General features: G+C 68.5%; 19 protein-coding genes. 7 read left to right on the top strand and 12 right to left on the bottom strand.

The window, feature by feature from the left end; translation table 11 throughout:
* Positions 1-105 precede the first annotated feature (105 nt).
* The 5 genes from ABOD76_RS07805 to ABOD76_RS07785 all read right to left on the bottom strand — a co-directional run bounded on the left by ABOD76_RS07805 (position 106) and on the right by ABOD76_RS07785 (position 4,165).
* Positions 106-1,161 carry a P1 family peptidase gene (locus tag ABOD76_RS07805; protein WP_350244246.1) on the bottom strand — a complete coding sequence of 352 codons (1,056 nt, stop codon included), beginning with the start codon at positions 1,159-1,161 and terminating at the stop codon, positions 106-108.
* 144 nt (positions 1,162-1,305) lie between these two features.
* Complete coding sequence (locus tag ABOD76_RS07800) at positions 1,306-2,148, bottom strand: alpha/beta fold hydrolase (RefSeq protein WP_350244245.1); 843 nt, start codon at positions 2,146-2,148, stop codon at positions 1,306-1,308.
* Between the two features lie 55 nt (positions 2,149-2,203).
* On the bottom strand, positions 2,204-2,989 hold the full coding sequence (locus ABOD76_RS07795) for an isocitrate lyase/PEP mutase family protein (protein ID WP_350244244.1): 786 nt from the start codon (positions 2,987-2,989) through the stop codon (positions 2,204-2,206).
* Positions 2,989-3,576: a TetR/AcrR family transcriptional regulator gene (locus ABOD76_RS07790; RefSeq protein ID WP_350244243.1), complete on the bottom strand. Its 588-nt coding sequence runs from the start codon at positions 3,574-3,576 to the stop codon at positions 2,989-2,991. Before ABOD76_RS07790 ends, ABOD76_RS07795 begins: the two co-directional genes overlap by 1 nt.
* Positions 3,577-3,739: 163 nt before the next feature.
* A complete protein-coding gene (locus ABOD76_RS07785) occupies positions 3,740-4,165 on the bottom strand; it encodes a DUF7010 family protein (protein WP_350244242.1) in 426 nt (141 codons plus the stop codon).
* Positions 4,166-4,608: 443 nt separating this feature from the next.
* Between ABOD76_RS07785 and ABOD76_RS07780 the strand changes: the two genes are divergently transcribed.
* Together ABOD76_RS07780 and ABOD76_RS07775 are read left to right on the top strand one after the other, a co-directional pair.
* Positions 4,609-4,938, top strand: coding sequence for a hypothetical protein (locus tag ABOD76_RS07780; RefSeq protein WP_350244241.1), 330 nt, complete (start codon positions 4,609-4,611; stop codon positions 4,936-4,938).
* 677 nt (positions 4,939-5,615) lie between these two features.
* Positions 5,616-7,808 carry a PAS domain-containing sensor histidine kinase gene (locus tag ABOD76_RS07775; protein ID WP_350244240.1) on the top strand — a complete coding sequence of 731 codons (2,193 nt, stop codon included), beginning with the start codon at positions 5,616-5,618 and terminating at the stop codon, positions 7,806-7,808.
* Positions 7,809-8,059: 251 nt separating this feature from the next.
* Here the strand turns inward: ABOD76_RS07775 and ABOD76_RS07770 are convergent, their stop codons facing one another.
* Positions 8,060-8,893, bottom strand: a complete 834-nt coding sequence (locus ABOD76_RS07770) for an alpha/beta fold hydrolase (RefSeq protein WP_350244239.1) — start codon at positions 8,891-8,893, stop codon at positions 8,060-8,062.
* 60 nt (positions 8,894-8,953) lie between these two features.
* Here ABOD76_RS07770 and ABOD76_RS07765 point away from each other — a divergent pair, with 60 nt between their 5' ends.
* Positions 8,954-9,523 carry an HAD family hydrolase gene (locus ABOD76_RS07765; RefSeq protein ID WP_350244238.1) on the top strand — a complete coding sequence of 190 codons (570 nt, stop codon included), beginning with the start codon at positions 8,954-8,956 and terminating at the stop codon, positions 9,521-9,523.
* A gap of 195 nt (positions 9,524-9,718) precedes the next feature.
* Here ABOD76_RS07765 and ABOD76_RS07760 read toward each other — a convergent pair whose 3' ends face one another.
* On the bottom strand, positions 9,719-10,135 hold the full coding sequence (locus tag ABOD76_RS07760) for a hypothetical protein (protein WP_350244237.1): 417 nt from the start codon (positions 10,133-10,135) through the stop codon (positions 9,719-9,721).
* A gap of 203 nt (positions 10,136-10,338) precedes the next feature.
* Between ABOD76_RS07760 and ABOD76_RS07755 the strand changes: the two genes are divergently transcribed.
* Positions 10,339-12,135 carry a glycoside hydrolase family 2 protein gene (locus ABOD76_RS07755; RefSeq protein WP_350244236.1) on the top strand — a complete coding sequence of 599 codons (1,797 nt, stop codon included), beginning with the start codon at positions 10,339-10,341 and terminating at the stop codon, positions 12,133-12,135.
* A gap of 279 nt (positions 12,136-12,414) precedes the next feature.
* Here ABOD76_RS07755 and ABOD76_RS07750 read toward each other — a convergent pair whose 3' ends face one another.
* Both ABOD76_RS07750 and ABOD76_RS07745 read right to left on the bottom strand, forming a co-directional pair.
* Positions 12,415-13,731: a lactate 2-monooxygenase gene (locus tag ABOD76_RS07750; RefSeq protein WP_350244235.1), complete on the bottom strand. Its 1,317-nt coding sequence runs from the start codon at positions 13,729-13,731 to the stop codon at positions 12,415-12,417.
* A gap of 251 nt (positions 13,732-13,982) precedes the next feature.
* Complete coding sequence (locus ABOD76_RS07745; RefSeq protein ID WP_350244234.1) at positions 13,983-14,444, bottom strand: Hsp20/alpha crystallin family protein; 462 nt, start codon at positions 14,442-14,444, stop codon at positions 13,983-13,985.
* A gap of 278 nt (positions 14,445-14,722) precedes the next feature.
* On the opposite strand from ABOD76_RS07745, the gene ABOD76_RS07740 reads away from it, so the two are divergent.
* The 3 genes from ABOD76_RS07740 to ABOD76_RS07730 all read left to right on the top strand — a co-directional run bounded on the left by ABOD76_RS07740 (position 14,723) and on the right by ABOD76_RS07730 (position 16,802).
* Positions 14,723-15,535 (top strand): hypothetical protein, encoded by an 813-nt coding sequence (locus tag ABOD76_RS07740; protein ID WP_350244233.1) that lies wholly within the window; start codon positions 14,723-14,725, stop codon positions 15,533-15,535.
* Between the two features lie 65 nt (positions 15,536-15,600).
* Positions 15,601-15,954 (top strand): hypothetical protein, encoded by a 354-nt coding sequence (locus ABOD76_RS07735; protein ID WP_350244232.1) that lies wholly within the window; start codon positions 15,601-15,603, stop codon positions 15,952-15,954.
* Positions 15,955-16,061: 107 nt separating this feature from the next.
* Positions 16,062-16,802, top strand: coding sequence for a hypothetical protein (locus ABOD76_RS07730; protein WP_350244231.1), 741 nt, complete (start codon positions 16,062-16,064; stop codon positions 16,800-16,802).
* A gap of 197 nt (positions 16,803-16,999) precedes the next feature.
* Here the strand turns inward: ABOD76_RS07730 and ABOD76_RS07725 are convergent, their stop codons facing one another.
* Genes ABOD76_RS07725 through ABOD76_RS07715 form a run of 3 tightly spaced genes read right to left on the bottom strand, consistent with a single transcriptional unit; the run spans position 17,000 to position 20,630 of the window.
* Complete coding sequence (locus ABOD76_RS07725) at positions 17,000-18,877, bottom strand: glycoside hydrolase family 2 protein (protein ID WP_350244230.1); 1,878 nt, start codon at positions 18,875-18,877, stop codon at positions 17,000-17,002.
* Positions 18,878-18,903: 26 nt separating this feature from the next.
* Positions 18,904-19,740: a carbohydrate ABC transporter permease gene (locus ABOD76_RS07720; RefSeq protein WP_350244229.1), complete on the bottom strand. Its 837-nt coding sequence runs from the start codon at positions 19,738-19,740 to the stop codon at positions 18,904-18,906.
* On the bottom strand, positions 19,737-20,630 hold the full coding sequence (locus tag ABOD76_RS07715; protein ID WP_350244228.1) for a carbohydrate ABC transporter permease: 894 nt from the start codon (positions 20,628-20,630) through the stop codon (positions 19,737-19,739). Before ABOD76_RS07715 ends, ABOD76_RS07720 begins: the two co-directional genes overlap by 4 nt.
* Positions 20,631-20,670 lie beyond the last annotated feature (40 nt).

Genomic DNA, 20,670 nt, shown 5'->3' with positions numbered 1-20,670 from the left:
CGTCACCCGAAAGAGTTCGCCCTCTCCCCAAGGTCATCTCGCACGCTCGTGGTTGCCCTGGAAGGTAGCGCTAGACGTAGACAGCCGGACCTTTCCTCCTCTTCCCTACTTCAGCCGGCCGTACTTGCGCATCAGGTCCAGGGTGCGGTCCTGGGGCAGCGCGTGGACGGTCCGGCCATGCAGGCCCGTCATGGTCTGTGCGGCGAACAGCGCATTGACGATGGCTTCCTCGGTGGCTTCGACCGTCGCCCTGAACAGGGGATCCAGACTGGCCTGGGGCAGCGCCGACCAGTGCTCGATGCCCGCTTCGACCCGCGGCACCACGGTCGAGAACGCCAGGAACAGGTCGCCGGAGCCGTTGTGCGCCACGCTGCCGGTGCGGGCCAGCCCCAGCCCGGCGCGGCGGGCGAGGCGCTTGAGCTGGTGCGGCAACAGTGGCGCGTCGGTGCCCACCACGATGATGATCGACCCGTCACGCTCCGCAGGACCACGCTGGGGCAGGTGGTCGGGCACGTCCAGACCGATGGGCACGCCCAGCAGCATCAGGTCCTCGCGCGCCCCAAAATTCGCCTGCACCAGCACGCCGACCGTGCAGGGGACGGGCACGTCCAACACCCGCGACGCCGTCCCGATGCCGCCTTTGAAGCCCGAGACGATCATGCCGGTGCCGCCCCCCACATTCCCCTGCAGCACGGGACCACCGGTGGCCGTGTCCAGCGCCTCGAAAGCGTGCTCGGCCGTGACGTGGAAGCCGCCGATGTCATTCAGGAAGCCGTCGTAGGTCTCGGCCACCACCGGCAGGCTCCACAGCGCGTCCCACCCCTGCCGCTGGCCCCAGGCGACCACGGCGTCGCGGACCACGCCCACCGAATTCGTGTTGGTCAGCAGCACCGGGCCGGTCAGCCAGCCGGACTCCTCGATCCAGGCGGTGCCGGTCATTTCCCCGTTGCCGTTCAGGGAGAACCAGCCCGCCGGCACCTGGGACCGCCGCGGGTCGCGGCCGCCCGGCAGGATGGCGCTCACGCCCGTCCGCACGGCCGCGGCTCCCTCACCGGAGATCAGCGTGACGTGGCCCACCTCGACGCCGGGCACGTCCGTGATGGCGTTGTGGGGGCCGGGGTGCCCCCGGAACGGCAGGCCGAGGTCTCGGGGATTGGGCATGGGTTCAGTGTGACAGCTCCGGGGATGCCGTTCCGGGTCACGCAGCTGCCCGTCATGGGGTTGGAACAACGCAGGGCTCGCCGTCAACAAGAGCGAAGCCCCTCCCTGGCCAGGGAGGGGCTTCGCTTCCATCAAGTTTTTTGCTCAGCGCGCCAGGAAGTCCAGCAGCAGCGCGTTGAAGGCTTCGGGGTGCGTGGCGTTCAGGCCGTGTGGCGCGCCCTTCATCACGTGCAGCTCCGCACCCGCCTGGTACTGCGGCACGCGCTGGCCGCTGACCTCCAGCGGCACGATCCGGTCACTGTCCCCGTGCACCACCAGCAGCGGGACCGTCAGCCGGGCGAGGTCCGCGCGGAAATCCGTCGTCCCGAACGCCTGCACGCACGCCTGGGTGGCGACCGGGGAGGCCTGGAAGTACAGGGACGCCGTGAAGGCCAGGAACTCGTCGCCGAGCATCTGGGCGGTGTCGCCCTGATCCCAGTTCAGGAAGTTCTTCGTGAACGCGGCCAGGTACTGCGGGCGGTTGTCCGCGACCTGCTGCACCATGCCCTCCACGTCCGCTTCGGTCAGGCCGCCGCCGGGGTTGTCGTCGGTCTTCAGCAGGTACGGGGCCACCGAGGAGATCAGCGCGGCGCTGTGCAGGTACTGGGTGCCGTACAGGCCCGCGTAGCGGCTGACCTCCCCGCCGCCCATCGAGAAGCCCACCAGGGTGACGTCGTTCAGGCCCAGCGCCTCGATCAGGTCATGCAGGTCGGCGGCGAACACGTCGTAGGTGTACCCGCCGTTGGTCTTGCCGCTCTGCCCGAACCCGCGGCGGTCGTAGGCGGTCACCTGATACCCGGCGTGGCGCAGCGCATCGATCTGCGGCTCCCACATCCGGCCCGACAGGGGCCAGCCGTGGATCAGCACGACGGGGCGGCCCTCCCCGTACGTCTCGTAGTACAGCTCGGTCTGGGGCGCGTGGGCGTGCTTCGTCTGAATGGTGGGCATGCTGGAACCTCCTCTTGAGGGGTGGGAAGGAGCCGCTGCTTCTTCCCTGGTCGGATCAGTTCAGGGGCCGGGTGGTGGCGGGCAGGGTGCCGCCGCCGAGGATGTCCGCGGCCGCGTCCTGCAGGGCGGTCAGGGCCACGCGCTGCGTGAAGGGGCCGGTTGACACGCGGGCCACGCCCAGCCGTTGCAGCTCACGGGCCGGGAGGCTGACGCCCGGCACACTGATCACCGTCAGCTTCCGCTGTCCCAGGGCGTCACTCACCTCCTGAATCTCCTCGCGGGCGATCAGCCCAGGCACGAAGACCACCGGCGCGCCGGCCTCCAGGAACGCCTGGCCGCGGGTGATCACTTCCCGGATGACCTGGGTGCGCGACTGCTCGGGCGTGGCCCGCAGCGCGGCGTCGGTGCGGGCGTTGAGGACGAAGTCGACGCCGGCCGCCCGGCCCGCCTCCATGACCGCCTGCACGGCGGCCACCGCTTCCCCTAGGGGGCGCATGCCGTCCTCCAGGTTGCCGCCGGCCACGCCGATCTCGATGGCGCGGCGGGCCGTGTCGCCCGGATGGCCGTAGCCGGCCTCGAAGTCCATCGACACCGGGAGCGACACCGCTTCGACGATCCGGCGGACCATGTCCAGGTGCAGCTCCAGCGGGATCCGCTCCCCGTCGGGGTAGCCGAAGGTCGAGGCGATGGAGTGGCTGGCCGTGGCGAGCGCCTGAACACCGGGCGTGGCCGCGACCACCTGGGCGGACACGACGTCCCAGACGTTCGGCAGGACCAGAATCTCCGGCTGGGTGTGCAGGTCGAGCAGGCGGCGGGCGTGGTCAGCGGTGGTCTGGGGCATCAGAGACTCCTGGGAAGGCAGAGGGCGGTGAGGGCGTGCTGGGTGACGTGCTGGAACCGGTGCGGGCTGCGGGTGGCTCGGGCCATCAACATGGCCCCTTCGACGGTGGCGAGCAGCACCTGGGCGGTGTCGGTGGCGGAGCCGCTGAACTGCAGTTCCCCCTGCTGCTGGCCCTCGGCCAGCGCGCGGGTCAACCACTCTTCGCTGAAGGTGAAGAACGCGTCGAGTTCCTGCTGAATGGCGGCGGGCAGGATGCAGTCCTCCGAGGTCAGCTGCGTGCACAGGCAGATGCGGCCGTCCTCGTGGACGACGCCCTGATAGCCAGTGAGGTACGCGCGCAGACGCTGGAGGGGCGAGGGCTCGGTGTCGCTCAGATGGGTGAGCTGCGTTTCGATCTGCCGGCGGTAACGCTGGACCAGGGCCGTGCCCAGGTCGGTCTTGCTGGGAAAATGGTGGTGGATGCTGGCGTTGCGGATCCCAAGAGCGGTGCTGATGTCGCGGTACGCGACGGACGAGAAGCCGCGCTGCTGAACGAGCTGTTGCGCCACATCCAGAATGCGGTCGCGGGTGGTGGGGGCACCGGTCACGTGTGTCACTATCTACCTACATGTAGGTAGGCGTCAAGCGGAACGTCTGAACATGAAGATGCGGCGAACGCTCCGACCAGTGGGTCTGACCGGGCCGCACGTCCAGGGCTCACGTTGGTTCGGTGGAACGGCCGGCCAGGACCCGGAACTGGCGTCGCGATGCTCACATGGCCGCTAAGAGGGCAACCGCACTCGCCCACAGGATGGCGCCGGTGGCCAACAAGCTCAGCCCCACACTGCGGCCATCGCTGCCGAACAGCATGCACAGCAGCGCGACCACGATCAGAGCCGCTGCGGTCAGGGTGTAGCCCCGGTAGCGGAAGAGGTGCGCCAGTGGGAAGAAATGAAGCCCGGTGACCAGGATGACGCAGGGCAGGATCCAGGACGGATGGTTCGTCAAGGCCAGCAGCAACACGGCGACGCCGATGCTCGACCACTGCACGATGTTGACAACGATGAACCCTTTGCGGACCCTGTTGCCTGCGGCCCTGTCGCTCGTCCCTGAGAATCCGCGGCGGCGCGAGGAGAAGCGCGTCACGGCCCATGCCGTCATCAGGAGACTCAGGATCAGGATGGCGGCCAGGATCAACGGGCGAGGACCGGCATACGGATAGCTGGCGGCCGCCAACCAGACGGCGCCGAACAGAGAAAAACGCCACCAAAGGCCAACGCGGGATGGGATGAGTGTGCGGTCGTCACGATTGCTTATGTATCAAGAACATGGCGTCGTGGACGCAGGTGGCATAGCTTTCCGGATCGCGTGGTCCTCAGCGTGGAGGCAACAAGGATCCCTCAACATGCAGCAATTCAGCGTGCTGGGCCTACGCAGGCTCACAGGGGCACCGTACGCCCGCGACTGCGCCATTGAGTCGATTCGGGCGCGGGCTGATGCCGTGCCAGAACATGTGAGGTGCCAAGGTCCTGGCGATCCTCTTCGGGCAGAGAGACGGGAGTGGCTGAGGGGGCCGCCCCGTGAGCACGACCCACACCCAACCGAAGCCCAGTCACGGCCGACAGACGCTAGGGTGATCTATGACCACCATCGACCAGCGGAACGATATTTGGGAAACCGAGCTCAACGGGCTCAACCTGGCGCTGTGGGAGCGAATGAACGCCTTGGGCGTCCAGGCCGCCTGGGAGCACACCGTGACCGGTTCGGACCCGGAGATGACCGAGCAGGTGGGCACCATGAGGCGCGCGATGGCCCGCAGTGAGTTCTACGAGTTTGTGGTGAAGTACCAGGGTGAGGTGCTGGAGACGCAATCCAGGCATGACGAGGACTTCCGCAACGTCGAGATCAACCTGCTGATCAGCGCTGCAAGAACGTTGGAGGAACGGGGACTCACAATCTTCCCGAGATGACCACGCGTGCCACAGCCAGGAGACGGTCGGAGCTCGCCAGGCAATGACCGACCGTACGAAGGAAACGTGCGCGCGAGACGGAGCCGTCAAGCGCGCAGGTCGCACTTAACGAAGCTCACTCGGCGCGTCCATGGGCATGGGACGAAGGCTGCGTCTGGGTCCGCTCTGCCCTGCACAGGGATGCATCACGCCAGGAGAAATCGTTCCGCCGTCGCGGTGCTGAGGCAGCCAGGGTGCACTGAGGCGTGCGGCGGAATCGTTGCGTCGGTGTGAGCCAGGGGATCTGACTGGGAGCCCTCCCCAGCGGTGAGGGCCCCCAGCCCATGCTTCGCAGTCGCAGGGAGGGTGGGATGAGCCATGGCCGAACGCAACCGGGTCACCCCGGTGGTCACGCTGCAGGCGCGCAGGAACGCTGGAACAAAGCGTCGGGCGGGGGTCCAGGAACCTGGGCCGCGCCGGCTGGGCCGTCCACTGCAGGGCGCTCCCGTTGGGCGGGGGGTGAGCGGTGGCCTCGCCTGAGCAGGACAGCGCGGGCCTGACGGCAGACCGGACGAAACCGGGCAGCTCCAGCGCGAACTGCACCGGGTGGTCCCAGATGCAGTGGAGGATCCGGTCCATGCCGGAAGCTCACGTCGACTGCGCGCGTCCGGTCCACGCCTTCCCTATGCTGGAGAGGCATGACTGAGTTCGACGGTTCATTCGCGTTCGATCGACTGTTTCCTGGTGATGGGGAAATGAGCGTGCGGATGCGTGCGTTCGACTGGAACGCCTCGCCCCTGGGACCGCCTCACGGCTGGCCGGCCGAACTCCGCACCTACGTGAACCTGATGCTCACGTCCAGGCAGCCGATGTACCTGGCCTGGACCCATCAGCTGATCGCGCTGTACAACGACGCCTACCGGCCCATCCTCGGTGACGACAAGCATCCCGCCGCGCTGGGGTCCCGCACCGCCGACATCTTCGGGCAGGACGGGTACCCTGGCCTCAAGCCGGTCTTCGACGCCGCGCTGCAGGGGGGTGACAGCGTCATGTTCGAGAACCTTCTGGTGCCGCTCGTGCGACACGGGTACATGGAGGAGTGCTACTTCGACGTGAGTTACAGCCCCGTCTCCGTTGCCGGACAGGTGCAGGGCGTGTTCTGCTCGGTCACCGAGACGACCGAGCGGGTCCTGGCGGCCCGGCGCACCCGGACGCTCGCCGACCTCACCGCCGCCCTGCTGAGCGCCGGCGATCCGCAGCAGGTGATCCGGACGGTCCTGGACGTGGCGCGGGCCAACCCCCAGGACCTCCCGGCGGTGCTGCTGCACCGCCCTGCGGCAGACGGCACGATGACGCTGGCCGGGTCGGCCGGGTTGAGCCCAGCGGACGCGGCACCCTTCCGCCGCGCGCCGGAGGCCTGGGGAGTGGCGCAGGGCGCCCAGGTGCTGGATGTGGCGCCGCTGCCGACCTCCGCGTGGCCAGAACCGGTTCGCCAGCTGGTGCTGCAGCCGCTCACGACGCCGGACCAGTCGCAGCGGCTCGGGCTGCTGCTCCTCGGGGTCAACCCGCGGCGTGAACTCAACCAGGCCGCCTGGGATTTCCTGAACCTGTTCAGCGGGCAGGTGGCGGCGGCGCTCCACGCGGCTGAGCTCACCCGGCACCTGCAGGAACGCAATGCCGAACTCGACGCCCGGACCAGGGCGCTGGAAGGGTTCGCGGAGCTGACGCGTGACCTGATCCTGGAAACCGATCCCTACGCCCTGATTCAGACGGCCCAGCGCCTGGTGGGGGATCTGCTGCCGGGCAGCGCCACGGTGTACTACGAGCCCGAAGGCGACCGGTGGCAGTTGAAACTGCGGACCGGTGAAGTCCACGACCCGGCGCTCGAGCAGGTGATTCAGGCGGGGGTGCCGCTGGAGCAGGCACGGAACCTCACGATTCCCTGGCACAGCGGCGCGCCGTATTACCAGGACGTGTATGACCCGGCCACCGACAGCCAGCCGCTCGCCACGCGGACGGTCGCCAGCACCGCCACCATCCCGGTGGTGGTCAGCGGAACGGTTCGGGGGGTGCTCGGCGTCATGCTGTTCGACCAGCGCCGATGGACGGCGGCGGACAAGGCCGTGCTGCAATCGGTGGAAGGCAGTTTGAACCTGTCGCTGCAGCGGGCCCAGAGCCTGGAAAAGATCGACGCGCAGCACCGCTCCATCAGCAAAGTCAATGAGGAACTCGAAGCGTTCGCGCACTCGGTGAGTCATGACCTGCGGACCCCCGTGCGCCACATCAAAGGCTTCAACGCCCTGTTGCGCCGCGCGTTGGGGACCCCCATCGCCCCAGGGGTGGACCGCTACCTCACGGTGGTCAGCGAGGCGGCCGACCACATGGACACCCTGATCGACGCGCTGCTGGACCTCTCGCAGTCGTCCAGAAAACCCCTTCAGCTGGGGCTGGTGGACCTGGGGCTGCTGGTGGAGCATGCCCGCAAGGAACTGGAAATGGACGCGCTGGACCGGCGGATCGTGTGGAGCATCCACCCGCTGCCGATGGTGCAGGGCGACGCGGACCTGCTGCGACAGGTGCTGCAGAACCTGCTCGGCAACGCGGTCAAATACACCCGGAAGCGCAGCGAGGCGCACATCGAAGTCTGGGCTGAGGAGCACAGCGGCGACGTGGCCGTGTGGGTGCGGGACAATGGGGCGGGCTTTGATGCCCGGTACGTCGACCGGCTGTTCGGGGTGTTCCAGCGGCTGCATCGCAGCGACGAGTTCGAAGGCACCGGGATTGGCCTGGCCAACGTCCGGCGAATCGTGGAACGTCACGGCGGCACGGTGACGGCCACCGGAACGCTGGGGGAGGGCGCCACCTTCGGGTTTCGCCTCCCCCGCACCTGATCCGGCTCGACAGCACTGCTCGACGCGGGCGGGTCACACGGTCTGGCCGACGCCCGCCCAGGGTGGAACACTCAGGGCGAGTATGGGGAAGGCGAAACCCGCCCTGACCGCTGGAGGTGAGCCGGCAGCTGTTCGGCCCGAGGGGCTGCACCACCCGGCGGACCGCGTGATGACGTCCGGCGGTTGGTCACGTCGAAGGAAAGGTCCCCTGGAGGCTGGGGATCCGCCGATTCGCTGCTCGCCTGGCCGGCTTAAGTCCCGGATTCATCCGCGACCCGCGGCCCGACGAAGGACTGGACCAGCCGGGCCAGCTGTTCCGGCTGGTCATAGGGGAGCCCATGGCCGACGTCCGCCATCAGGTCGGAACGGAGCAGCGGATTCAGGGCCTGCAGGTTCTGAGCGGTGTCCAGCGAGACCACCCCCCGGCTCCCCATGACCAGCAGCATAGGTGCGCGGATGCTGCGGACCAGCTCGTGGTACTCGGGGTTGGGAGGGACCAGCACCTCAAACGCCTGGACGCGCGTCTGAAACCTGGCCTCGGTCAGCAACTCGATCATTTCTTCTGAACGCTGGGGGTGCCGCTGCCGGGTCTGGGCCAGCACGACGCTTCTTTCCTCACCCAGGAGCTGCTGATGTTGCTCGGCTACGTCGCTCTCGTACACCTCGCGCTGCCACTCGGGACTGATGAACGTCGGGTCCGCCAGCACGACGCCCCGGACGGCCGACCCGAGCTGGCTCGCCACTACCGCGGCGGTCATTCCGCCCATCGAATGGCCGAGCAGCACCGGATCAGTCAGCGCCAGGGCTTCAATGAGGCCCAGGACGTCGCGGGCATGGTCGCGGTAGGCGTACCCGCCCGGCGGGGCGCTCGACCTTCCGTGCCCCCGAGCGTCGGGCATGATCACGTCAAAGTCGTTCTCTAGGGCGCGCGCCACCGGCGTCCAGCAGGCCCCACTGCCGCTCAAGCCATGCAGCGCGATCAGAGGGGGCTTGTCCCCGCCCGTTCTCAAATAGTGGAGGTGGATTCCGTTCGCTTCACAGGTGTCGCGGGTCCATCCTGCCGTGACCGGATCGCTGTGCGTCATGCCCACAGCCTCTCACGGGTTGCCGCTTTTCCGCCTGTGGACTCCTGCCATGATCGAGCGGTGGACCCCGAGCCCCTGAGCCGCCCCCTGCTGGTGCTGGACCTGGACGAGGCCCTGTGGCTTGGCCAGGAGGATCCGGGTGCGCCCGCCGGCGTGCGCTTTCGGCTGCGTCCTCATCTCGGCACGTTCCTCGAACGCGCCCTGCAGTCGTACGATCTGGCCGTGTGGACGGCGGCCACCGAAGACTGGATGATGGCCGGTCTCGCCGCCATCAACGAAGCGACCGGGATCGATGTCGCCTCCAGGGCGTTCTTCCTGTGGCACCGGACCCGCTGTACGCCCACCCGGAATGAGTGGGGCGAGTTGGAGTGGCACAAGCCCGCCAGGAAATTCAAAGCCCGCTGGATTCAGCGCCGTTATCCGCAAGGCCGCATTCTGGTGATCGACGACCGGGCGTCGAATTATGCCACCGGCTACGGGCACCTTGTGAAGGTGTCGGAATGGCAGGGCGATCCGCAGGACGAGGAACTGCTGCTGCTGGCCGAGTACCTCACGCTGATCGCTGGCGTCCCCAACTTCCGCTGCCTCGAGAAACGCGGCTGGCGCTCCCAGGTGAAGGCCAGGTTGTGAAGGGCGGTGGAACGCCCTTCTTCGGAGGTCACCGAGATGGGATGTCCGGTTGGCTTCCGCGAATCTGGGAGAGGCGCCAGCGACCCAAGGGCACCTGCCGTCAGACACCTCTGGCGAGTCCAGGCGTCTGAATGGGGCCTGGTGAGGCCGGCTGCACCTGAGCCTCAGCCCTGTAGTCGGGTTCCGTCCGCGAAGTCACACCCCCGGCGCGGGGCGGGCGTCCGCTTGGGGCCGAAAGAACAGCACCCGCCAGGCAAACGTGACAGCCAGTGCCGTGAACACCAGCACAATCCCCCACATGCCGCTGGGCAACCCTCCGGACGCGGTCGCCCGGCCCAGCGACGCGCCGGCTGACAGGAAGCACAGCAGGTTGCTCAGGCCCAGCGGCCGGCCATAGATGCCCCCGACGAACTGCCCTCGGGACCACCAGTTCATCACGCCGAGGCCCAGCAGCCCACCCGCGGCCAGCTGCGCCAGCACCTCACCGGAGGGTGAGGGAACGTCGAGCCACCCCGAGACCACGTCCGCCGCGAACAGCAGCGGCACGCCAAGCGCGAACAGCACCAGGGCCGCCACGGTGAGCAGCCAGCGGCCAACAGGGTCTTGAGTCATGCGTTACGTTGGCAGATGGGCGACTGTGAGTCAAGGCACAGAGCGGTGCTTGATCCAGCCGTAGTCCAGCCTGGGTTTATTTGCGTGTTACGCTCCAGGAAGTCTACACAGAGCATTGAGGACGGCCGCGCTGGTCAGGCTGTTCCAGGAACAGCCGCCCCCATTCCCCTCGTCCTCCGCTGCTGGAAGGAGAGTTCACATTCATGTTGAACACCGTGCGGGTGCTGCTGTCGTTGCTGGGGCTGTGTCTGCCGCTCGCGCAGGCGAAGTGGGCGGCCGCGCCCGCCCCGCTGGTCACTCGCTGGGGAAAGGCGGTGACCCCGGCCAATGTGCTGGGCGAGTACCCGCGGCCGCAGCTGGTACGCCGGCAGTGGCAGAACCTCAACGGCCTGTGGTCATACGCCTTTGCAGCGGTGGACGCCCCCCGCCCGCAGCGCTGGGCCGGACAGATCCTGGTGCCGTTTCCGCTGGAGTCGGCGCTGTCGGGGGTCCGGCGGCCGCTCGATGAACGGGAGCGCCTGTGGTACCGCCGGTCCTTCACGGTGCCGGCCGGCTGGCACGGGCAACGCCTGATGCTGAATTTCGGCGCGGCCGACTGGGACACCGTGGTCTGGGTCAACGGCCATAAGGTGGGCGAGCATACCGGCGGGTACGATGCGTTCTCGTTCGACGTCACGGACGCCCTGAGCGGCACGGGCCCCCAGGAGCTGGTGGTGAGCGTCTGGGACCCCGGCGATTCCGGTGGGCAGCCGCGCGGCAAACAGGTGCGTGAGCCGCACGACATCTGGTACACCTCCAGCAGCGGCCTGTGGCAGACGGTGTGGCTAGAGCCGGTCCCGGTGGCCCACATTGCTTCGCTTCACATGACCCCGGACATTGACCGCGGCCGGCTGGTGCTGCGGGTGGACGCGCCGCCGGGGGACCGGATTCACGCGGTCGCGCTGGCCGGGAGCGTGGTGGTGGCCGAGGCGAGCGGCCCGGCCGGCGCGCCGCTGACGCTCCAGCTGAAGGCGCCGAAGCTGTGGTCGCCCAGCCAGCCGTACCTCTACCGGCTGACCGTGGAATTGCAGCACCAGGGACGCGCGACCGACCGCGTCTCCAGTTACTTCGGCATGCGCAAGATCTCCGTGGGGCCGGATGCCCAGGGGAGACCGCGTCTGCTGCTGAACAATCGCCCGCTGTTTCAGCTGGGCGTCCTGGACCAGGGCTTCTGGCCGGACGGCCTGTACACTGCCCCCAGCGACGCCGCGCTCCGCTCGGACCTGGAGACGCTCAAACGCCTGGGGTTCAACACGGTGCGCAAACACGTCAAGGTCGAGCCCGAACGCTGGTACTACTGGGCCGACAAGCTCGGGCTGCTGGTGTGGCAGGACATGCCGAGCGGCGACGAGACCGCCGAGCAGGGCGGCCCGGACATCTCGCGGCTCGACGGCTCGGCCACCCAGTTTCAGCGGGAGCTCACCCGGCTGGTGACGCTCCACCAGAATCACCCGTCCATCGTGATGTGGGTGCTGTTCAACGAAGGTTGGGGGCAGTTCGACACCGCTCGCCTCACCACGCTGCTCGTGCGGCTTGATCCGACCCGCCTGGTGGACAGTGCCAGCGGCTGGAACGACCGGGAGGTCGGCAATGTGCTCGACTGGCACCGCTATCCCGGCCCCGAAGCGCCGCCGGCCACTTCAGGCCGCGCTGCGGTGCTCGGCGAGTTCGGCGGGCTGGGCCTCCCGCTGCCGGGGCACACCTGGCAGGCCCAGGCCAACTGGGGCTACCGCACCTACAGCGACCGGGCGGCCCTGACCGGCGCCTACACCGGCCTGATCACCCGGCTGGAGCCGCTGGTCCGGCAGGGCCTGAGCGCGGCCATCTACACCCAGACGACCGACGTCGAGATCGAGGTCAACGGCCTGCTGACCTACGACCGCGCGCTGCTGAAGATGAATGAACGGCAGGTCCGGGCCGCGCACGACCGCCTCTTCAAGGTCGCCAGTCAGGTCCGGTAGGAGGCGACGCGAATGGACCGCGCTTTGCCGAAGCCGGCGGGTCCCGGACGGCCCAGGACACTCTATGGTTGCCTTCCAGTGCGGCCGTTCGATCCCGCCGCCCACGTCCTGCCGCCCGGCCCGTTCTGTCATGGTCGGCATGAAGTGTCCCGAACAGCAACACCCTGACAGGGCCGCCAGACGGCGGGGTGCGCGGCACTGGAGCCCAGGGGGTGAACAGGGGAGGTCGGCCATCCCTCTTCTGGAACGACTGACCGTGAGCTCGACCCCTCCTTGAGGTCAATCTCCTCGGCTGGACTCCATCGGCGTGTTCGTGTCCCGGTCCTTCGGTTGGCCTGTTTCCCCTGGGGCCAGGACGCTGGCGTCCAGCGCCCGCGCGCTGCGCACGCCCAGCAGGCCCAGCGTCAGGTCGAATTCCGCGATCACGTTCCGGATGACCTCGCGCACGCCGGCCTCCCCGGCGATGCCCAACCCGTACATGTAGGGCCGGCCGAGCAGCACGGCCCGCGCCCCAAGGGCGAGCGCCTTGGCGATGTCCGAGCCGGTCCGGATCCCACTGTCGACCAGCACCGGCAGGTCCCCGGCGGCCTCCACCACCGCCGGGAGGGCGTCCAGCGTGGCCTGCTCGCCGTCGATCTGCCGGCCGCCGTGATTCGAGACGACCAGGCCGTCCAGCCCCCGGCGCGCGGCCTCGCGGGCGTCCTCGGGATGCATGATGCCCTTGAGCAGGATCGGCAGGCGGGTCCACTCGCGCAGCCGGGCGAGGTCGTCCCATCCGAGGGCTGGATTGGTGTACGTCGCGACGAACCGGGCACAGGCCTCGCGGATCTGGGTGCTGCTCAGGTCGAAGGTGCGCGCTTTGGCCAGGTGCTGCAGCGCCACGCGCAGCAGGGCCGGGGAGCGCGGGGGAGACCCGCCGGCCGGAGCGACCGGCACGTTCAGGCGTGACCGAAACACCGGGTCGGACAGGTACTGCGCGATGCCCTGGGCGCGCAGGAACGGCAGCGAGCCGAGGTCCAGGTCGCGCGGTCGCCAGCCCAGCAGGGTGGTGTCCAGCGTGACGACGATGGCCTGCGCGCCGGTGCGCTCGGCCCGTTGGACGAACGACCGGGTGACGCCGTCGTCGGTGCCCCAGTACAGCTGGAACCAGTGCGGCGTGCCGTTCATGGCGGCCGCGACCTGTTCCATCGGGTAGGACGCCTGGGAACTCAGCACGTAGGGAATCCCCTCCGCGTGAGCAGCGCGCGCCACCGCGAGGTCCGCCTGGGGGTGGGCGAGTTCCAGCACGCCGATCGGGGCGAGCAGCAGCGGCGAACGGTAGGTGTGGCCCAGCAGGGTGACGCTCAGGTCGCGGGCGTGGCTGCCCACCAGGCGCCTGGGAACCAGCTTCGTGCGTTCGAAGGCGGCGAGGTTGGCCCGCGTGGTGCGCTCAGCCCCGGCGCTGCCCGCAACATACGCGAACGCCACCTCGCTCAGGTGCCGCTGCGCGGCGGCTTCCAGCGGGGCGGGGGCGGTGGGGACCAGGGGCCGGCGGCCCCCCAACCCCTGAACAAAGATTTCTCCCTGGCGCTGACGGCCGGTGGCAGGTCGTGGCATAGGCCATTACACCGCAGTTCACCCGTCCGGATAGCGCGGGGCAAAGCGCGCCCTCCCGAGCCCACAGGGAGGGGTCACCCACGCCTCAGCGGCTGGGTGGGCGGAGAAGAGGGGCCTTGCCGACCCGGTCTGGTCCGGTGGATTCGCTTCAGGGGACCGAACCGGATGGGACCTTGTGGCCGGGCCGATGACCACCAGATGCAAAGGAAACGGCCCTCCCATCCGGGAGGGCCGCCACTTCAAGCTTCAGGTCAGGCGCTGGGGTTGTCGTTGTTCAGGGCGTTGGCATTCAGCGTCGTCCCACCGGACTTCACCGTGATGCTGCGCTTCTGGGCGGCTTCGCTGCGGGGAACACGCAGGGTCAGGCTGCCATTCTCGAAGGTGGCCTCGACCTTGGAGAGGTCGTACTTGGCCGGGACGCTGAAGGTGCGGGAGTAGGTGCCGTAGGCGCGCTCGACGCGGTGGGCGGTGCGGCCTTCCGTGCGGCTGTAGCGGCGCTCGGCCTGGATGGTCAGCGTCTGGCTTTCGGCGTCGACGCTGATGTCCTCGGGCTTGACGCCCGGCAGGTCCAGGGAGAGTTCGAGGCCGCTGGCGTCCTCATGAACGTCGACGGGGGGGGCGAAGCGGACGGGCGCCTGGGTGGCCTGACCGAATGCACGGTCAACGCGCTGGCTGAGTTCTTCGATTTCGCGGAAAGGATCAAATCGCATCATCTTTTGTCCTCCTGCTGGTTGGTGTGGGGGTTCGGCGTGCCTGGGCACGTCCTTACCGATGACCACATCTTATAACTTGAGCGCTATTGTGTCAAGTTTAGTGCGGCTTGAGAATCTGATTTCCGGAGTAGCAAACTAGGTGTTGCAGGGTCCGTGCCTTCTGGAAGCGAAGCGTCTGGAGACTGTTTTTCGTGTACTGGACAGCACTTGCTATCTGCGGGTGTGTTTGGCATGGTGTGCGCTACCCGGACAGCGTGCACGCGCGGGCAGGTGACCCCATGACCAACGAACCCGCGCCAGACTCGCCCCACCCGAGTGCTCTGCTCGCCGCCGAAGCGCTGCTGCAGCGCCTCTTCCCCTCCAGTACCCCCTTCACCCGCGCCGAAGTGCAGCAGCTGACCCTGCAGGCCGGCGTGTGGGCCCTCAACGCCGAAGTGCAGCGCCAGGGCCGGAACCTGCCGCAGCAGCTCACCCAGCAGCTCGGTGTCCTGCGCCGGCCTCCACCCGCGCCAGCAGTGCGCCCACCCTCCTCGCCTCCCGTTCCCGTGGAGCTGATCCTGACGGTCCGAAAGCGCTGTGAGGCGCTGGGCCAGCCGTGGCGGTTGAACCGCCCGGTGCGCGACCACGTCACCCAGACCAGTTACCGGATCTACCCGGCGCTGCTGAGCCGAGTGCAGGCGTTGCAGCCGGGGGACGGCTCGGTCCGTGAGTACGAGTTGCAGCTCACCCTCGCCCTGGCCTACCTGGCCCTGCCGGAGTGGCGCCACCGCGTCGACGCCCTGCTGCGGCTGCGCTATCTGCATGCCCTGACCGACGCGGCCACCCAACGGAATCCGGATGCGCTGGCCGTCGCGGCGGTGCTGGCCGACAGCGGCCTGCCGTGGCGAGGACGGCAGCCGCTGCGCCAGACGACCAAGCAGGTGGCCATGCGGGTGACGACAGCACTCGCGGACGCGCTCAAGACCGCGCCCCCAGCGGACCTGCGCTGCACCATCGCGGACCTGCACACCACCCTGCTGGCGCTGTATGTCGCGGACGACCCGCTGCGCGCCCAGATGGACATGCTGCTCAGAGCCAGACAACGCACCTGAACACAGCAAGTACAGGCGAGTCCCAGCTGTTCACCCCTCCGCCTTCTCTCCACAGGAGCGCTGCCATGACCCATGACGACCTGCCGGACCCTCTCCTCGACGTCGATCCCACACCCACCACCAACTGGAGTGGCATGGATGATCCATTCAATCAGAACATCCGGCTGCTGCTCCTGCGGGCCGCCATCGACAACACGCTGGCGCTGCGGGGCCATCCATTGGCACGGTTGAGCCGTCCGGAGCCAGAAGACTGGACCGACGAGGGCCTGTCCGACTTCATCACGGACGAGCTGGAGGTGGCCGATCTGCGCGCGCTGGCCTCGGCCCTCCAGGCGACGCTGGAACTCACCTTCCGCTTCACCGAGGGCGAGCCGCTGACGGTGCGGCTCGACGCGCCGGAGAGTGGGCAGGAAGAGTAAGCTGAAGACACCACCACGCAGAGCGTCAGCCCGGAGCAGGAGTGAGCCGCGACCCGTCGTGACCCAGCGCGCCGTCAGCCGCAGGCTGACCGAGGACCGGAGGGAACATGAGTGTAGGCAGAGGGGGGAAAGCCGCCGCTGTGCTGGCCCTGGGCCTGACCGGGCTGGTGCTGGCGGCCACCAATTACCGGCTGATCGTGAACGGCCAGGTCGCGGGAAAAGCGGCGGTGGTGATGAACGGTGAGACGTACGTGCCGCTGTCGGCGCTGAAATCGCTGGGCATCACCGGCACCGTGAGCGGCAGCACCCTGACACTGTCGTCGAAAGGGGCGGCCACGGGGGCCACTCAGACGGCGGCCGGCGGCGCCAACCAGATCGCGGCGCTGGAGGGCTGCCTGAACGAGACGCTCTTCAACGGCATCTGGCGCGTCAAGGTGAGTGGGCTCAAGGCCATTCGGACGCCGGATGCGGGCAGCCCGGACATTCCCGGCTGGTCGGTGCACCTGGAGATGCGCAACGGGGCGACGCAGACCACCTCGATGATGAGCACCGGCTTCGGAGCCAGCAGCGGGGGCAGCCAGCCGATGCTGCTGCTCTCCGACGGCACCAGCCTCCAGCTGGACGACAACGATTTCCTCAAGCCCTGGAGCCAGGACGTGCTGCAGGGCGGCGTGCTGAATTATGACCTGCGCTTCTCGTACCCCAGGGGCACCACTGACGCTCAGGCGCAGGCGATGCGCCCGGACAAGTTCATCCTGCAGATCAACCCGAAGATCCCGGATTACGTGGGCGTCAAGTACACGGTGCCGGATCCGAGCCTCCGGGTCCGGCTGACCTGCCAGAAGTAGAGCGGAGCGCCCACCTCAAGGGGCCTCGGAAACGCTGGGCGGGGCGCCAGACGACCCTTCAGGGCTGAGACGTCGAGCCCACCGACAGCGGGAGGGTACCGGGACACCTGCCCGTCCAGGACGCGGCCTCACCTCGGCCGCGTCCCTGCGAACCAGAAGACGGCGGCCTCGTGGGCAGCCCCTGGACCCCGCCGGGATCAGGAGGGGGCCGGCTCCGCCGACAGGGTCCGTCTGCCGAGGGTGCCGGCCCGCTCCTGGGCGTCGTGGTGGATGTCCTGGACGATGTCCCCCGGAACCGAGCGGGCCGGGCGGCGGTTGATGGCCCGCAGCTGCGCCGGGTCGACCTTGGGGGTGCGGTCGGCGCGCAGCAGGCCGTTGGTTTCCTGCGCGGTGTCGGTCAGCTGGGTGTAGCAGAAGCCCATCAGCACGTCCGAGGACAGCACGGCCGACACCAGCGTGTCGTACGCGCTGAGCAGCGCCTCGGCCGACCCGACCGTGGCGTAGCCCCACCACTGCTCGTCGTTCTGCGGGCGGATGCTCAGGCCGCCGAACTCGGTGAGCATCACCGCTTCGTCCGAGCGGTGGTGGCCGTCGGTGAAGATGTTGCGGAAGTGCGGCTGCACCGAAGCGAAGGTCCGTTCGATCTGCTCGTGGCTGCCGTAGCGTTCGCGCAGCACCTCGGCGTTCAGGGCGTAGTCGTGGATGCCCAGGATGTTGCCGGCCACGTGTTCCCAGCCGTCGTTCGCCACCACGGGCCGGGTGAAGTCCAGCGAGCGGGTCAGGTGGTAGAGCCCCTTGACGAAATGCCGCTGCGCCGGGTCGCGCTCCAGGTTCGGGACGCCCCACGACTCGTTCAGCGGCACCCACGCCACGATGCACGGGTGGCTGACGTCGCGCCGCAGCGCTTCGAGCCACTCACGGGTCAGCCGTTCCTGCGCGTCGCTGGTGAACAGGAAGGCGTTGGCCGCCTCGCCCCACACCACCAGGCCGAGCCGGTCACACCAGTACAGGAAGCGCGGGTCCTCGATCTTCTGGTGGATCCGCACGCCGTTGAAGCCCAGCTCCTTGGCCAGCTCCACCTCGCGCCTCAGGTGATCCGGGCTCGGCGCGGCCAGGTGCGACTCGGGCCAGTAGTTCTGGGCCAGGACCAACCGCAGGAAATAGGGGACGCCGTTGAGCAGGAAGCGGCCGTCGCTCACCTCCACGCTGCGCAGCCCGGCGTAGCTGTAGACGGTGTCCGACACCTGGCCGTCCGGCCGGATGACCTCAATCAGCGCGTCGATCAGGTTGGGGAAGCGCGGGGACCACAGCAGCTCGTCCTTGTCGTACGTGCCGGCGGCGTGCGCGAGGCTGAGGGTCAGCGAGGCGTCCCGGCCGGTCAGGGCCACTGTCTGCTCGGCCAGCAGGTCACCGCGCAGGCGCAGCGTCACCCGCGTCCGCCAGCCGCTGGGCGGCGGCGTGACCAGCCGCAGCTGCAGCCGCACTTCCTTGCGGTCCGGGTCCGGCGTCCAGCGCAGGGCCGTGAGGTGCACGTCCGGCACCCATTCGAGCCACACCGGCTGCCAGATGCCGGTCGTGCGGTGGTACCAGATCACGTGCGGCTCCTGCTTCCAGTCCTGCTTGCCGCGCGGCTGGGACAGGTCATGCGGGTCGTCCTCGGCCCGCACCACCACGTCCAGCGCCGGCGCGTCGCCGGCCACGGCGCTGATGTCGGCCGAGAACGGCGTGTGCCCGCCCTCGTGCTCGGCGACCAGCTGACCGTTCACCCACACCGACGCGCGGTAATCGACCGCGCCGAAGTGCAGCAGCAGCCGGCGCTCGCCCGCCACCGGCCGTTCCGGCCCGCGGAGCGGCACCCGGCAGCGGTACCAGACGACCGCGTGGAAGTCCGTGTCGTGCACGCCGCTGGCCGGGCTTTCCGGGGGAAACGGCACGGTGATCCGCCGGTCGAACGTGACCTCGGCCGGGGACCGCCAGATGTTCTGGTCGTCATAGGCGAAGTCCCAGGTGCCGCTGAGGTCGCGCCAGTCGGCCCGGCGCAGCTGTGGACGTGGAAAGGTCGGGTCTTCAGTCATGGGGTCCTCGGGGTCATCAGCGCGCGTCAGCCTTTGAGGCCGGAGGCCGACAGGAAGCCTTCCGTCACCCGGCGCTGGAACAGCAGGTACGCCAGGATCACCGGGAGGCCGCCCAGAATGGCGACCGCCATCGTCTGGGCGTAGCGCAGGCCGTAGGCGCTCTGCACCTGGGTCAGGCCCACCGGGATGGTCATCTGTTCGGTGGAGTTCACCACGATAAACGGCCACAGGAAGTTGTTCCACGCGCCGATGAAGGTCACGATCGCCAGCGCCCAGATGATGTTGGCGCTCAGCGGCACGAACACGCTCCACATGATCCGCAGTTCGGTCGCGCCGTCCATCACGGCCGCCTCCCGGAATTCCTTGGGAATTTGATCAAAGAACTGGCGGAACACGAAGATCGCGATCGGCGAGACCAGCTGCGGCAGGATGATGCCGGCGAGCGTGTTGATGGCATGCAGGTTGTTCATCAGCTTGTACAGCGGGACCAGCAGCGCCTCGAACGGCAGCATGAACCCCGCGAGCGAGAACCAGAACAGCGCGTTGCGGCCAGGAAAGGTCAGCTGTGAGAAGGCGTACGCCGCCATTGCGGAGAGGATCAGCGTCGCGGCGGTGATGATCAGCGAGGTGACCACGCTGTTGGCGTACCAGCGCGGCAGGTTCCCGCTGGTGAGCACCGCGGCGAAGTTCTCCAGCGTCACCGGGTTCGGCAGCCACACGATCGGCTGCGCGGCCGCCTGCAGCTCCGGTTTCAGCGCGGTGATCAGGGCCCACAGCAGCGGGGCCGCCCACACGGCCATCATCAGCAGCAGCGCCATGGTCGCCAGCACCATCATCCAGACCGAACGGCGAGACGCGATCATGCGCGGCCCCGGTTCAGCAGGGTGTTCTGCAGCAGCGTCAGCAGCAGGATCACCACGAAGAACGCCACCGCGATGGCCGACGCGTAGCCGGCGTCGGTGTTGGTGAAGGCCGTGTCGTACATGTACTCGAGCACCACCCGCGTGCTGTCGAACGGCCCGCCGCCGGTCAGCAGGTACACCTGGGAGAAGATCTTGAAGGAGCCTACCAGCTGCAGCGTCAGCACCAGCGCCGTGGTCGGCCACAGCGCCGGCCAGGTGATGTACCGGAACACCTGCCCGCCCTGGGCGCCGTCCAGCGCGGCCGCCTCGTAGGTCTCCTGGGGGATGTTCTGCAGGCCCGCCAGGAACAGCAGCATGTTGAACCCGATGGTCCACCACACCGTCACTGCCGCCACCGCCGGCATCGCCAGGGTGGGGTCGGAGAACCAGGCGATCTGGCTGCCGGTGGCCGCGTTCACCACGCCCAGGTTGGGGTTCAGCACCCACTGCCAGATCAGGGTCGCCACGCTGACCGGCAGCACGTACGGGATGAAGAACACCGCCTGCGCCACCCGCCGCAACCGGCCGCCCGAGCGGGTCAGGATCGCCATCAGCATGCCGATGGCCGTCAGCGGAATCACGGTCAGCACCGCGAAAAATACGGTGTGGCCCAGCGCCGACCAGAAGGAAGCGTCGCCGATCAGGGTCCTGAAGTTGCTCAGGCCGGTCCACGGGCCGGTCTCGGTCAGGCCACTGGTGGTGAAGCTGAGCCAGAGGGTCTGCAGGGCCGGCCAGACGAAAAACAGCAGGTACACCGCCAGGAACGGCAGCAGCAGGAAAAAAACAGGCCCCCAGACGGTGGAGGCCCGCCTGGGTCCGTGGCGTTGAGCGGGACGTTGGAGCGCGGTCATGTCAACCTCCAGATCGACCGGCGGTCCACGCGCGGCGGCC

This window comes from Deinococcus sonorensis KR-87 (assembly GCF_040256395.1).
Taxonomy (GTDB): Bacteria; Deinococcota; Deinococci; order Deinococcales; family Deinococcaceae; genus Deinococcus; species Deinococcus sonorensis.
Note: the sequence above shows the minus strand (reverse complement) of the source record. Positions and strands in the feature narration are given on the sequence as shown.

Coding starts and splice junctions, on each gene's coding strand:
- ABOD76_RS07735 (WP_350244232.1), top strand. CDS start 15,601: ATGACCCATGACGACCTGCCGGACCCTCTCCTCGACGTCGATCCCACA.
- ABOD76_RS07805 (WP_350244246.1), bottom strand. CDS start 1,161: ATGCCCAATCCCCGAGACCTCGGCCTGCCGTTCCGGGGGCACCCCGGC.
- ABOD76_RS07760 (WP_350244237.1), bottom strand. CDS start 10,135: ATGACTCAAGACCCTGTTGGCCGCTGGCTGCTCACCGTGGCGGCCCTG.
- ABOD76_RS07775 (WP_350244240.1), top strand. CDS start 5,616: ATGACTGAGTTCGACGGTTCATTCGCGTTCGATCGACTGTTTCCTGGT.
- ABOD76_RS07725 (WP_350244230.1), bottom strand. CDS start 18,877: ATGACTGAAGACCCGACCTTTCCACGTCCACAGCTGCGCCGGGCCGAC.
- ABOD76_RS07755 (WP_350244236.1), top strand. CDS start 10,339: ATGTTGAACACCGTGCGGGTGCTGCTGTCGTTGCTGGGGCTGTGTCTG.
- ABOD76_RS07780 (WP_350244241.1), top strand. CDS start 4,609: ATGACCACCATCGACCAGCGGAACGATATTTGGGAAACCGAGCTCAAC.
- ABOD76_RS07800 (WP_350244245.1), bottom strand. CDS start 2,148: ATGCCCACCATTCAGACGAAGCACGCCCACGCGCCCCAGACCGAGCTG.
- ABOD76_RS07795 (WP_350244244.1), bottom strand. CDS start 2,989: ATGCCCCAGACCACCGCTGACCACGCCCGCCGCCTGCTCGACCTGCAC.
- ABOD76_RS07770 (WP_350244239.1), bottom strand. CDS start 8,893: ATGACGCACAGCGATCCGGTCACGGCAGGATGGACCCGCGACACCTGT.
- ABOD76_RS07715 (WP_350244228.1), bottom strand. CDS start 20,630: ATGACCGCGCTCCAACGTCCCGCTCAACGCCACGGACCCAGGCGGGCC.
- ABOD76_RS07745 (WP_350244234.1), bottom strand. CDS start 14,444: ATGATGCGATTTGATCCTTTCCGCGAAATCGAAGAACTCAGCCAGCGC.
- ABOD76_RS07740 (WP_350244233.1), top strand. CDS start 14,723: ATGACCAACGAACCCGCGCCAGACTCGCCCCACCCGAGTGCTCTGCTC.
- ABOD76_RS07730 (WP_350244231.1), top strand. CDS start 16,062: ATGAGTGTAGGCAGAGGGGGGAAAGCCGCCGCTGTGCTGGCCCTGGGC.
- ABOD76_RS07720 (WP_350244229.1), bottom strand. CDS start 19,740: ATGATCGCGTCTCGCCGTTCGGTCTGGATGATGGTGCTGGCGACCATG.
- ABOD76_RS07750 (WP_350244235.1), bottom strand. CDS start 13,731: ATGCCACGACCTGCCACCGGCCGTCAGCGCCAGGGAGAAATCTTTGTT.